The 12,202-nt window shown below is 42.7% G+C and carries 14 protein-coding genes; 5 read left to right on the forward strand and 9 right to left on the reverse strand.

Annotated features, from left to right (window positions below; genetic code table 11):
- Positions 1-6: 6 nt before the first annotated feature.
- The 4 genes from FIB07_08455 to FIB07_08470 all read right to left on the reverse strand — a co-directional run bounded on the left by FIB07_08455 (position 7) and on the right by FIB07_08470 (position 4,073).
- Positions 7-1,122, reverse strand: a complete 1,116-nt coding sequence (locus tag FIB07_08455; protein ID NJD52882.1) for a hypothetical protein — start codon at positions 1,120-1,122, stop codon at positions 7-9.
- Between the two features lie 12 nt (positions 1,123-1,134).
- Positions 1,135-1,950 carry a hypothetical protein gene (locus tag FIB07_08460; protein NJD52883.1) on the reverse strand — a complete coding sequence of 272 codons (816 nt, stop codon included), beginning with the start codon at positions 1,948-1,950 and terminating at the stop codon, positions 1,135-1,137.
- Between the two features lie 282 nt (positions 1,951-2,232).
- Complete coding sequence (locus FIB07_08465; protein ID NJD52884.1) at positions 2,233-3,819, reverse strand: radical SAM protein; 1,587 nt, start codon at positions 3,817-3,819, stop codon at positions 2,233-2,235.
- 32 nt (positions 3,820-3,851) lie between these two features.
- Complete coding sequence (locus FIB07_08470; GenBank protein ID NJD52885.1) at positions 3,852-4,073, reverse strand: hypothetical protein; 222 nt, start codon at positions 4,071-4,073, stop codon at positions 3,852-3,854.
- A 310-nt stretch (positions 4,074-4,383) separates the two neighbouring features.
- Between FIB07_08470 and FIB07_08475 the strand changes: the two genes are divergently transcribed.
- Both FIB07_08475 and FIB07_08480 read left to right on the forward strand, forming a co-directional pair.
- Positions 4,384-4,602, forward strand: coding sequence for a hypothetical protein (locus FIB07_08475; GenBank protein NJD52886.1), 219 nt, complete (start codon positions 4,384-4,386; stop codon positions 4,600-4,602).
- Positions 4,603-4,623: 21 nt separating this feature from the next.
- Positions 4,624-5,838 (forward strand): radical SAM protein, encoded by a 1,215-nt coding sequence (locus tag FIB07_08480; protein ID NJD52887.1) that lies wholly within the window; start codon positions 4,624-4,626, stop codon positions 5,836-5,838.
- A gap of 29 nt (positions 5,839-5,867) precedes the next feature.
- Here FIB07_08480 and FIB07_08485 read toward each other — a convergent pair whose 3' ends face one another.
- From FIB07_08485 to FIB07_08500, 4 genes are read right to left on the reverse strand one after another with little or no spacing between them, the layout of a single operon-like run.
- Positions 5,868-6,740, reverse strand: a complete 873-nt coding sequence (locus tag FIB07_08485; GenBank protein NJD52888.1) for a pyruvate synthase subunit beta — start codon at positions 6,738-6,740, stop codon at positions 5,868-5,870.
- Complete coding sequence (gene porA / locus FIB07_08490; GenBank protein NJD52889.1) at positions 6,737-7,924, reverse strand: pyruvate ferredoxin oxidoreductase; 1,188 nt, start codon at positions 7,922-7,924, stop codon at positions 6,737-6,739. Before porA ends, FIB07_08485 begins: the two co-directional genes overlap by 4 nt.
- Positions 7,921-8,181: a 4Fe-4S dicluster domain-containing protein gene (locus tag FIB07_08495; protein NJD52890.1), complete on the reverse strand. Its 261-nt coding sequence runs from the start codon at positions 8,179-8,181 to the stop codon at positions 7,921-7,923. The genes porA and FIB07_08495 overlap by 4 nt, the downstream gene beginning before the upstream one ends.
- Positions 8,178-8,723, reverse strand: a complete 546-nt coding sequence (locus tag FIB07_08500; GenBank protein NJD52891.1) for a pyruvate ferredoxin oxidoreductase subunit gamma — start codon at positions 8,721-8,723, stop codon at positions 8,178-8,180. Before FIB07_08500 ends, FIB07_08495 begins: the two co-directional genes overlap by 4 nt.
- 197 nt (positions 8,724-8,920) lie before the next feature.
- Here FIB07_08500 and FIB07_08505 point away from each other — a divergent pair, with 197 nt between their 5' ends.
- Positions 8,921-10,192, forward strand: coding sequence for an ATP-binding protein (locus tag FIB07_08505; GenBank protein ID NJD52892.1), 1,272 nt, complete (start codon positions 8,921-8,923; stop codon positions 10,190-10,192).
- Positions 10,189-10,929, forward strand: a complete 741-nt coding sequence (locus FIB07_08510) for an MBL fold metallo-hydrolase (GenBank protein ID NJD52893.1) — start codon at positions 10,189-10,191, stop codon at positions 10,927-10,929. The genes FIB07_08505 and FIB07_08510 overlap by 4 nt, the downstream gene beginning before the upstream one ends.
- 235 nt (positions 10,930-11,164) lie before the next feature.
- On the opposite strand, the gene FIB07_08515 is transcribed toward FIB07_08510, so the two are convergent.
- Positions 11,165-11,650, reverse strand: coding sequence for a hypothetical protein (locus FIB07_08515; GenBank protein NJD52894.1), 486 nt, complete (start codon positions 11,648-11,650; stop codon positions 11,165-11,167).
- Positions 11,651-11,854: 204 nt separating this feature from the next.
- Here FIB07_08515 and FIB07_08520 point away from each other — a divergent pair.
- Positions 11,855-12,202 (forward strand): IS66 family transposase (locus FIB07_08520; protein ID NJD52895.1); only part of this gene is annotated, 348 nt, incomplete at its 3' end.

Consider the following 12,202-nt stretch of genomic DNA (forward strand, 5'->3'; position numbering starts at 1 on the left):
GATCGTCTACCACACCTTCACCTTAGTATCGCCACTTCCCCACTCATAATAAAGCCGGATGCTCAGTACATATTTGTTTCCCTCGGTCAACTCCTGCTTAATGTGGGCATTGATGTCCGAAGCGCTATCGTCGTTAGCTGCCAGCTGGGTCCTTTCCCCATTCTTCTCCTCAAACAGGACCATCACAGTGTCTGAATCCCCTTCTGTTGCCATGTTGTATATCCGCGTCTCATCGGGCGTGAAGCGGAAGTCCTTCTGCTCCCCTGGGCCCAGGGCGAGTGTAACGGGTGTGTCGATAGTGAGATCCACAATATCCGGTTGGTCAGGCGGATAATAGGTACCGACCCAAGTAATATCCCTATCAGATAACCCGCCCGCAGGTCTCAGGCCGTTTCTATATTGTTCAGGTTTATTGATCATGCCGGCTCCAAAGGGGTAATGCATGATGGAGTTAGGATCCCAATTCGATCCTTGCACTTCATCTGGTGAGATCTTGTCTAAGATGTTCGTATCGGTCTCATCCTTAGTCCAGGGGGGATTCTGAGTCCTGCGCATCTCCTCATAAACCGCATCCTCATTCCATTCTATGCCGGCATAGGGGTTCTGGTGCTCGTGTGGGAATCCCAGAGTGTGGCCGATCTCGTGCGTCGCCGTATCGACCCCCCTGGGATCTTCCAAAATTAAATCCCAACCGAAGTTCATCGTCCTCTCGTCCTCATGATCATTTAGGATTTCACGGCCGATGAATGACCATGTTCGACCGTCACGCAAGAAGCCGATGCGGATCTTAGCATCATCAGGGTTTGAGACCTCTTCGAACTTCACCCCTATACCCACGTTCTTCCACACATTGAACCCATCACGCACAACCCTCTTCTGATCCTCTCTTCCGGCAAAATTGCGCGGCTGGTTGAGAAAGCAATAGAGCAGCTTCGTTCCATTCACCCACTTATTGCGCAGAATCATTATCAGTCGGGCGCGGGTGGAATCGATGTCCGCTGGCAAAACAGGTTCAGGCACCTTAGGTATTGAACATAACCGTTGATGCTTTCCTTCTCCACTTATTTTTGATTTTTCTTCTTTACTTATTTTTGATTTTCCTTCTTTACTTATTTTTGACATTTCTTCTCCCTCCTATGATTTAAGCCAATTTACCGAGTTTTCTATTAATTTCTGCTGTATGTCAGCATCTTCAATGTCATCTATATCAAAGGCAAAATATACTATCCGACCGCCATTTCCTTCCCTGGATTCATATGCTACAAGCCCGTATGATTTTTCTGTTATACTATCATTTAAAAGCATATTTTCATAGGAAACAGAAGACCAACTATATACGCCTGTAGCATCTGGTAAAATCCTGACTGCGTTGGCATCTCCTGAGTTATCTCCCGGATTTGTAGGGGTAAAACCAATAGTTTTGGGAAGTGCATTTGGTGTGGTGGCAATAGGATGATTTGTTTTTAATTTCAAATCCCCAACATCATGATAGACCCAGTCTCCTGTTACATGCAACACTTTTTTACGGAACATGCGGTTCGGGAATATCTCTCCTCCAAATTCTTTTGCCCATGCCGCAACATTCCCACTTTCAAGTAGAAGATGCCTTCCCATCTCTACGTATTCTACAAGCATCTGTCTGTATTTAATGGTATTTACGGCAGAATAATCATCCCCGCAGCTCCATACTACAATATCATATTTATTCCATGTTGTATATACAGTTTCACTTGCTTTCTCCAGTTTAACATCATACCCCATATCCTTAAATGCCGACGTAAATGTGGGCACACTCTGATCATCTCCAAAATCAATATCATTGTCGTCATTTATTATTAAAGCTGTTTTTTTTTCTGATGATGCCTGTAATCCCTTTTTTGCTTTCTTGCGTGGTGGTGCACGATTACCCGACAGCTCTTCAGCTGGAGGCTTTGGAATTTCTATGTCCATTAATTCATCCCCCTTACCTGATCGACCGTAGTTGTTTCGGAGCAAACATAATTACGTCCGGATTTTTCATATTGTATTTCTTGTTGGATTGAGTCCCACCTAACTTATTTTTCCTCATATTTTCCTCTCCCTAAATACTCCTGAAATATATCTAAATCAAGTTTAGCTAAATCTCCCTGATCGGCCCCACCTATTTAGAAAGGAAATTTCACAGTCAAGGGAAACTACTGAATTTTTTATAATTATCCCACAACCATATTTCCGTTATTGAATAAATCATCATCATGTATAAACCTTTCGGTTATTGATCGTTAATCTTTTCAGGGCTTCAGTGATATTCTGTTCTATGATTTTACTATCATGCACAATAATTTCAAGGTCATACCAATCAGAAATGATTTCCCCGTAACTGCGATTCTCCATAAAATCGACTGCACGGTTCATCGTACGCAGAACCGAATCGTTGCTCTGGAGAATAAGTTCGCTTACTGCCATCGAATAAGTCCGGGTGTCAAATTCATCGGAAAAGAACCTGTCAAGTATTATGGTATCAAACTTGGCCATTGCCAGTTGGTTAGCCAATCCGTTCCCCATCAAATACGAATCGAAGGCAAATTTAAAAAAGAAATATTCTAACAAATGCAGCCGGCGATCATTGAAATCATAATCAGGCGAGGCTATCGATCCCTTTAGCCTTCCTTCAGTTTTTAACCGGTGGGAAATCGTTGTTCCAATATAAGGGAACATCTTTGTGAAATGTACCACTGCCCTTCCGTCTCTGGATAGGTCGCCAAGGAAAGTAATATTTTCTTTTATAGACTCTATGGTGCTGTCGGGATCAAGTATCATAAAACCATATTCGAATTTTATTCCCAGTTCCTGGAGTATATTTAGTGCAGGACGAATCCGGTCAACCGAATAACCTTTGTTAAATGTCTTGAGCCCATGTGAGCTGCCGGATTCGATTCCCAGGTAGAGAAATGCCAGGCCGTTTTCTCTCAATTTGTTCATCATTTCGGCATCGACTTCATCAACCCTGCATGAGATACGCCATGCAATTTTATCGGACAAATTTTTCCTCTTCAGTTCCCCTATAAACTCTTCTACCCATTGCCTTTGTCCGGTATTTCTTAAACCCAGGTCATCATCTTTGAAGAGAAAGATGCGGGTTCCGTTTTCGGAGTAAAGCTTCTCCATCTCTCTGACTACGCCGGAAGGTGAGCGTGAACGCCTTTTCCGACCCGGGGCACCGCGATAAAACTGTTGGACACTGCAAAAACTACAGTTATATTGGCACCCGCGGCTTGCAAGTAATGAGTGAATTCCCAGTCCCCTGTAAGTAGCCATTTCTTTATTTCTTATCGGGAAAGGAAGCGAATCAAGGTCAGAGATCAGGGGACGTGGAGGGGTTACCACTATTTCCCCATTATTGCGATATGCAAGACCTCTTATAGTGTTCCAATGATCCGGGCTGTCAATGTTATGGAACAATTCCAGCAGTGTCAACTCACCCTCATGACGCACGACCGTATCAAGCCCTGGTATTGATTCTAAAGTTATCCTGTATTCCAGGGTGGGAAAATGCCCGCCTATTGTAAAGTGAGCTGTGATCCCATTTTTTCGAAGATATGCGACCAGGTCTGCAAAATTAAAGAGCATTCTTTGAAATATCAATGAGAAACCCACGAGTCTTGGCTTCTCAACAAGAATACGTTCTAAGATTTTGTTGTGTGAATTATTATACGGTTCGATCTTTGCCCGAACACCATTCTCAGTCAGGTAGGCAGCAATTGAACGAAGACCAAGGTTCTCCTCGTCCTCATAACCGACAAGTAGAACCTCACAGCCCTCTGTAGTGTTATTTTTCACATTATTTGTTTATATTATAGGCAAATGTGAATTTACTTCAACATTTCCTGTACTTTCTCGGCGATTTCAAGACGTCCTTTCAATTGCTGGATATGCACATCAAGTTGAAGTCTTGCCAGTTCCCTGAACGCTTCTATTTCGATTAATCCATCTTTCCACAGGATATCCACAGGGTCCCCGTCAAGCGGCCATGGAAATCCATGCCATTTTTTCTCTAATTCAAACGCCCTTGAAAATTTTTCTTCCTCTCTCATAACTAACCTCCCATTTTATATCTGTTAAAACAGACATATTTACTTTTATTAATTATGATTTAAATAGGTTTTGATCGATGAAGCAGATTTGTGGGAGTTATTGTTAGATCACAGTCTTAATATTAATCAAAACCTGTTGACACTTTATTTATATGATCATGAATAACTGCCGGAAAGATTATATATACCTAAAAACAATGTTCAATTAGCGGGAAAGTGGTTATAACTGATGATATGGGGTTAATAATTACATCAGTAATCTGCAACTCTGAGTCTCAGGTTAATAACAAAATAATTAGGAGGTAAAGATATGGTAGAGATGACACCGGAAGATATCCAGAATATAACAGATGCAGTTGCGAAAAAGATGGGGGAGGCACTGATTGCCGGATCACCTGAGTCCCGGGCTATGGCAAGAGGTTGCTTCAGATGTGGTTTTAGGGGCTCTTACTCTTGTGACCAGGACCCATTTGAGTGCACAACCGTATTCAGATGCGGGGGCGGCTTCACCAGGGTAGTATTGGAATAAGACCCCGAATAGCAAGAAAGAATGCAGGACAATTTAGTCGAGGAGATTAGCACAGCTCTCTTATCAGAGCCTGTTAATCTTTCTCAACTTTGCAAGCGCCTGGAAATGGAGCTTAATTTACCATCAGGCGAAGTACAGCACCTTATTTATCAAATCGTAGCACAATTGAATGCCAAGTTTTTCCCTCCTGTGGCCTGCATGGAGCTGATCTTAACTGAAGGATGCAATCTGAAATGCTCTTATTGTTTTGAAAATGAAATGATCAGGCACAAGAAGATGACTGAAAAAGTAGCCCGATATGCTATCGATCTTCTCTTCGATTATTCGCAGAATGAGAATAAGTTAAGCATAACTCATTTTGGAGGGGAGCCCCTTCTGAATTTTCCCATGGTCCAATTCGTCACAGAGTATGCAGAGGAAAAAGCCAGACTCACAGGAAAATCTGTTGATTTCAATATGACGAGCAACGGAATCTTGCTGAATGAATCCATGGCAGAATACCTTGATGAGCATAAAATAAATGTGCTTCTTAGCATTGATGGATGCGAGTCTACGCATGATCGCCATCGGGTGGATAAAAAAGGCAGGGGCACCTTCTCACGGGTTATGAAGAGTATGAGAATATTGAAGAGAACCCAACCCTGGATAGGGACAAAGATGACCGTTATGCCCGATAATGTCGCCAGTCTTTTTGAAGATATCCTGGGGCTTTACAGTATGGGCGTAAACCAATTTATGATCGGTCATGCTACAGGTGTGGAGTGGTCTGAGAAAGAGAGGGAAACTTACGGCCGGGAGATGAGAAAAATCGCTAAGTGGTACAGGGAAGAACGTCGTGGGGATCTTCGTATTGCAGAGTTAGATGCAGAAGATAAAGGCTCAAGCTTCTTCGGCTGCAGGGCGGGCCGCAACAGCATATCTATATCTGTCGACGGAGAGATATCATCCTGTTCAAAGGTCCTGTCCTTAAATAACAGGCAGCTCCTTGCAAAGCTAGGTGATGTAGAATACGGATTAACCAACATCAGCAACCGGTTTGAACTGATAAATTGCATAAAGCTGCGCTCGGCTTGTGAAGCTCTGGGCATAGCCGGAGATTTCCAGGGAGGTTGCTTTGCCACGAACTACAATGAGACAGGTGCCCTTTTCCAACCCGGCCTTCAGGAGCATGAATTTTCATTGCTGGAGCGTTCGATTCGCTTAGAATTTGCTCCTGTACTGAATAGAGCTACGTAATGGAAGCTTTTCAAAAATTAAATAACCCTTTACTCCAACCTGAAGTGTTTCGCATTCCAGTCAGCTATCGCCTGTATCTTCTTGATATCCTCATTCCTGCCTTCCATAGTGAAAAGATGTTTGAAGCGTCCCTGGACTTTCAGGTATTCTTCCACAGGTTTCCTGTTCTTGATCTTCCTGACGTTTGTGATCTCGCCGTTTTCCATTTCATATAGCGGCCACATTGCGGTCTCAACTGCCAGCCTGCCTATCTCTATGGTCTTTGAGCTGTCAAATTTCCAGCCTGTGCAGCAGGGCGCATGAACATGGACATAAGTGGGGCCTTTTACCTGGGCTGCCTTTTTCACTTTTTTAATCATATCGGGCGCATACCCGATCGAAGCTGTTGCCACATAAGGCGATCCGTGGGCTGCAATTATTGCAGGCATATTCTTTTTATGCTGTGGGTTCCCGATCGAGACCTTACCGTGCGGGCTTGTAGTTGTGCTTGCATATAATGGTGTGGCGCCGCTGCGCTGGATACCTGTATTCATATAAGCCTCATTATCAACACAAATATATGTTATATCGTGCCCGCGCTCAAATGCACCCGATATTGCCTGTAAGCCAATATCAAAAGTGGCGCCATCTCCTCCTATTATCACTATTTTTGTGTTGTTCTTTTTACCAAGAGCTTTCATCGCTGTTTCAACACCTGAAGCAACTGCTGCCGCATTCTCAAAAAGTGAATGTATCCATGGTACGCCCCATGCTGATTCGGGATATGGGGTGGTAAACACTTCAAGGCATCCTGTCGGGCTGACAACTACAACATCCTCACCAAGCGCATCAAGAACGAATTTTCCTGCAAAAGCATCTCCGCAACCTGCGCATCCGCGATGACCGGGTTTTAACAGGCTCATGCCAGGTCCTCCCTGAGGTCAGCAAATTCGCTTTCTATAAATATACCTTTTTCAACTAATTTTGCCTTATTGATAATTTTCTTGATCATACTTATTGGAATATCGCGCCCCCCGTGACCAAGCATGAAACCGATAACCGGCACTCTATTGTCCGTATTATGGAGACAGGCCTTGACTTCAGTGCAAAGCGCCCCTTCATTCTTCCCGATAGAAATATTCTTATCAAGGGTTATGACGACCTTTGCGTTCTTCAGTGCTTTCCTTATGGCATCTGCCGGGAATGGCCTGAAAGACCGGATCTTGAGAAGTCCGACACTTTCTCCTTCCAGTCTAAGTTCGTCAATTGTATCTTTTACAGTTCCAATGATCGAACCCATTGCCATAATGACTATTTCAGCGTCATCAAGAACATAACCATCTATAAGACCGCCGTAATACCTTCCATAGATATCTTTGAATTCATTTGCGATCTTTTCTATTTTCTCTAAGGCTATACCCATTGCTTTTTCCTGTTTGTACCGAAATTCCGTGTAAGTGCCCGGATCAGCAAAAGCGCCGAAGGACATCGGGTTTTTTGTGTCAAGAACAAACTCGGGATCATAAGCAGGAAGGAAATCATCAGTCAGGCTCTGTTCAAGTAATATCACAGGTTCATATACATGGGAAAGAATAAACCCGTCCATACAGGCCATTGCCGGAAGCAAAACATCTTCGTCCTCAGCAAGCTTGTAAATCTGCGGGGTCATGTCTGCTGATTCCTGTACGTCCTCAGCATAAAGCTGTATCCAGCCCGTATCTCTCTGTGAGATGGAGTCCTGCTGGTCATTCCATATATTGATGGGCGCAGAAAGCGCACGGTTCACAACAGTCATGACAATGGGTAATCTCATTCCTGAGGCATTGAACAATGCTTCATGCATAAGCGCCAGCCCCTGCGAAGTGGTCGATGAATATGTCCTTGCTCCTGCTGCGCTTGCTCCTATTAATGCTGAAATGGCTGAGAATTCCGATTCCACGTTCATATATTCACAATTCATCTCACCATCGGCAGTAAATTGCGCCAGGTCTTCGACAATATGCGTCTGCGGGGTGATCGGATATGCTGAAATTACATTTGGCCTGCATACCTTGACCGCATGAGCCACAGCATACGAACCTTCTACAACTACCATATTTTTTCTCATTTTCCCTCCAGCACCATTATGATGGCTTTCTTCGGGCACTCGTTAGCACAGACGCCGCATCCTTTACAATATTCATAATCAGGCTCAAAATAACCATTTTCCAATTTATTGACAACTCCTTCAGGGCAATAGATCCCGCAAATCCCGCATTTACTGCACAGCTTATGATCAAAAACAGGCATAAATGAACGCCATGCTCCGGTCTTATTAGCTCGCGTGCTTCCTGGTTTTGTCACTGTCTTGATAATAAGTTTCATCGCTGGGCCTCCATAAGATCATACGCAGTTTGTATTGCCAGGCAATTTTTCTCACCGACTTTCCCAGGGAATCTTTCCATAACGGCATTTTTAATGGATTCAGGATTGATAAGACCGGAGACGCCCGCAAAAGCGCCTGCAAGGATCGTATTAACGATGGGTTTTCCTATGATGTCCATTGCAAGTTTTGTGGCATCCAGGGTTTTGACAATCGCTTTTGTATTAAAATTAAAAGAACCCGGGCTTTTTTCCGTGTTTATTAAGATAAATCCATCAGGTCTGGCGCCTGCAGCGATATTTACTACATCAACGAGCGTCGCATCCTGTACAACTACATAATCAGGTTCATATATCTGGCTCCGTAATCGTATGGGTCTGTCATCAATACGCACAAATGCAGTTACCGGGGCGCCTCTCCTTTCAACGCCAAACGCAGGAAAGGCCTGGCTGTATTTCCCGTCCTCAAATGCGGCAACGGCCAGTAGTTCTGCTGCGGTCACAGAACCCTGTCCACCGCGACCATGTATTCGAATTTCCTTCATTTCCTTTCTCCAAGAATAATATACTATATATATTTTTAATTATTTAACAATCAATCGTGATGAATGCCTCAAACAATTGCATTAAGGTATTTATTACTTACGGGGATAAGAGCATGGGAATCCGGAAAAAATTATTGAATTATTGGATATTTGAGTAAACTATATCTTATTTCAGGACGTAACAATGAAGTTTAAATATGACAGATGAGAAATTTTTAATAACAGAACTGGTATTGACAGCACATCTGTATAATCAGTCAGATAAGCTTACCGTAGATGACCTTCCCCATAAAATAAGGAAACACTACTGGGATGAGAAAGAAAAAACCGTAAAGCGTCCCATATATGTCACTGAAGGGGACATAAAATCCATTTACGGGATTGAAAACGTAAAAAATAGTACTAAATTACTACCTTTCCTTGAATTTGAAGATTTCGGTTCCCAGATCAAACTCAACATCTTTGATCTTGCCGTAAAGTGGGTGACAAAACATCCTGAAGCGGTTGAGAACATAAATAAAAATCCGGTTCTTGCTTCTTTCTTTGAGAATTATGATTCACTCCCTGTGAGTTATAAGAAAGCAAAAGCCTCGATCCTGCCAAAAGAAAGCGGCAGGGAATGGATAAACTCCCTTATCAAGAATATCGAATCTGAAAAAGGTTCGGAGGATATGCTTAAACTTGCCCATATCGTAGCGCCGGAAGATATCCAGCAGAATATTTCTGACCTTGTCCTTACCAGGGCACAGGAAGATGAGATCGAAAAAATGACTAAAGCGATACAATATCGTGATTACCTGAAGCGGATAGGTCTTCGGGAAATCGGGAAATTATTGTTCGTTGGCCCGCCGGGAACAGGAAAGACCTCAGTTGCCAGGGCTATTTCAGGACAGCTTAAGATCCCCATAGTGGAAGTAAAACTCTCACAAATTGCCGACCAGTATCTTGGAGAGACCGCAAAGAACATAGACCGGGTCTTTGAACTTGCAAAGCGCCTGAGCCCATGCATCCTCTTTATCGATGAATTCGATTTCGTGGCAAAAGCAAGGGCAACAGATGAACATGCAGCGTTGAAAAGGGCAGTAAATACCCTTCTTAAGGCCATTGACGAGATAAGTCTTGTTGAACATGGTGTCCTGGTCATCGGAGCCACAAACCATCCCAACATACTTGACCATGCTGCATGGAGGCGGTTTGATGAGATTGTTGAGTTCTCGCTGCCTGATAAGGACATGAGGAAAAAAATACTCGACCTTATTTTGAGGAACATCGAAGGCACCTTTGATACCGAGGAAATTGCAAAAATTTCAGACGGATACTCTGGTTCAGACCTTCGTCTCATAGCACGGGAAGCTGTACTTAATGGTCTTATTACCGAAAGAACAGTCCTGACACAGCAGGATTTGATTCGTGGGGTTGCCGAGTTCAATAAACGGACACACCTGAAAAAGCTTGATGAAAGTGTATGAAAATAACACTCCTTGGAACTGGTGATGCCATAGGGACACCAAAAATAGGATGTTCCTGCCCGACCTGTCTTGACGCATTAGCGGGCGGCAAAAGCAGGAGGCTTCGTTTCTCAGTTCTCATTGAATCGGAAATCGGCAAAGTACTTATTGATACCAGCCCTGATTTGCGGTGGCAGCTTTTGAAAAAAGGCATAAGCCATATTGACGGGGTAATCTGGACTCATGCCCATTATGACCATTATGCCGGTTTTGGGGATTTTCATCGTATCCAGAATGGAGTTAATGTATATGGCCTGAAGAATACGATGGATTATATATTGAACTACCTCTATTTCATGAAACCTGTGAGACATGATATAATTTTTTATGAGCCTTTTTCACTTATCGGCCTTAATTTTACGCTTCTTGAAGTTACACATCCGCCCCTTGAAGAATCGGCAGCAGTATTAATAACAGACGGCAGCAAAAAAGTCGTTATAACAGGCGATACTTCAAAAAACATCCCGGAAAAAACACTTTCTGCAATGTTCGAACCTGACCTTCTGATAGCGGATGCTATAATCCCACCGCGGGCAATTATTGCCAAACACATGAATTCAAAAGAAGCAATGGAACTTGCAAAGGAATTGAATGCAAAAAATGTGATACTGACTCATATAAGCCATAAATTCCAGCCTCATGATGAATCAATAAAAGAGTGGCCTCTTGGTTATGACGGCATGGAATTTGAATATTAATGTTCCGGCAAAATGGATGTCTCGGATGATTCCTGGATTTCAGTTTCCTCGCCGGGCTGGTCATGAGGTTTATCTGCCTTTTGCAGTAACCGCATCCATATTTCATATCCCAGATCAAGAAACTCGTTTTTGATTATAACACACCTATCCATTTTTCCACAGGTTATGCAAGTATATTAATTTAATGAATAATTTTTTGAGTTTGCAGGATGGCGATAATAAGCTTATCCGGATTTCATCCGCCGCTACCCACATATATCAATGCAATTACAAGCGTGATAAGTATGTATAGCAGGTAAGTCTGGATATATCCGGTCTGTATTATCCTCATAAATCTTGATAATGTTACTACTACCCAGGTCACCGGATTAAAAAGATACTTCTCAAATATTGGCTCTATATCGGATTCAAAGATCTCTTTCTCCTTAAAGAAGGGTGAATCCGAATACGTTGTCTGTATCTCCCTGTGGGGTCTGAAGATGCCTCCTAACCACATGCGTATCGGCTTTGAAAATGCAGTTGCAGTATATTCATTTCTTCCTGTTGAAACAGGCTGTCCACAACCCCATGTTTCATATTTTGCTATGGGGGTACGGCGGAATAGAAGATACATAATGACCGGAAGCGGCAAAACCACAAATACCAGGATCGCGATCCATATAGTCGATATGGTCGCTGGTGTTGAAGAGGAGATCGTAGCTATTGAATAGCCAAAATTCATCTTAGAAATGATACTTACGCCTGCAAGTGGCGCGGATATTGAATCAATAATTGTAACTATTCAGACCCCCTTTTTCCGGTTAAGCCAGACAATACTGGCAAATTTTCTCTAAAACAGCAACATTGAAAATAATTATCCGAAAAACCAATATATTATGACATTATGACAGGAATATTAAGTTAATATGTTGATCCGATGGTGAAAATGAATATTAAACGTGAAGAAATTTTGGCTGTCTATGAAGCAGGTCCTGAAGCAGTAATCACTCTGGTAAACACAATTATTGCTGAAAACCAAAAAATCATAGATCAGCAAGCTATTAGAATAAGTGAGCTTGAAGAACGTGTCAAATATTTGGAGGAGAGGCTAAACAAAAATAGCCGAAATAGCAGTAAACCACCTTCAACAGATAATTCAACTCCTGTGAGACATAATCCGAAAAGTCAACGAATAAAGAGTAGTAAGAAACCAGGCGGTCAAAAAGGTCATGTTGGTACCACATTAGCGATGGTCGACAATCCTGTTGATACGAAAGTTTACACAGTAGATAGA

The organism is Candidatus Methanoperedens sp., from assembly GCA_012026795.1.
Taxonomy (GTDB): Archaea; Halobacteriota; Methanosarcinia; order Methanosarcinales; family Methanoperedenaceae; genus Methanoperedens.

Excerpts from the sequence above, each read along its gene's own strand:
- FIB07_08460 (NJD52883.1), bottom strand. The coding sequence starts at position 1,950 with ATGGACATAGAAATTCCAAAGCCTCCAGCTGAAGAGCTGTCGGGTAAT.
- FIB07_08505 (NJD52892.1), top strand. The coding sequence starts at position 8,921 with ATGACAGATGAGAAATTTTTAATAACAGAACTGGTATTGACAGCACAT.
- FIB07_08480 (NJD52887.1), top strand. The coding sequence starts at position 4,624 with ATGCAGGACAATTTAGTCGAGGAGATTAGCACAGCTCTCTTATCAGAG.
- FIB07_08475 (NJD52886.1), top strand. The coding sequence starts at position 4,384 with ATGGTAGAGATGACACCGGAAGATATCCAGAATATAACAGATGCAGTT.
- FIB07_08500 (NJD52891.1), bottom strand. The coding sequence starts at position 8,723 with ATGAAGGAAATTCGAATACATGGTCGCGGTGGACAGGGTTCTGTGACC.
- FIB07_08495 (NJD52890.1), bottom strand. The coding sequence starts at position 8,181 with ATGAAACTTATTATCAAGACAGTGACAAAACCAGGAAGCACGCGAGCT.
- FIB07_08485 (NJD52888.1), bottom strand. The coding sequence starts at position 6,740 with ATGAGCCTGTTAAAACCCGGTCATCGCGGATGCGCAGGTTGCGGAGAT.
- FIB07_08515 (NJD52894.1), bottom strand. The coding sequence starts at position 11,650 with ATGAATTTTGGCTATTCAATAGCTACGATCTCCTCTTCAACACCAGCG.
- FIB07_08510 (NJD52893.1), top strand. The coding sequence starts at position 10,189 with ATGAAAATAACACTCCTTGGAACTGGTGATGCCATAGGGACACCAAAA.
- porA (NJD52889.1), bottom strand. The coding sequence starts at position 7,924 with ATGAGAAAAAATATGGTAGTTGTAGAAGGTTCGTATGCTGTGGCTCAT.
- FIB07_08470 (NJD52885.1), bottom strand. The coding sequence starts at position 4,073 with ATGAGAGAGGAAGAAAAATTTTCAAGGGCGTTTGAATTAGAGAAAAAA.
- FIB07_08455 (NJD52882.1), bottom strand. The coding sequence starts at position 1,122 with ATGTCAAAAATAAGTAAAGAAGGAAAATCAAAAATAAGTAAAGAAGAA.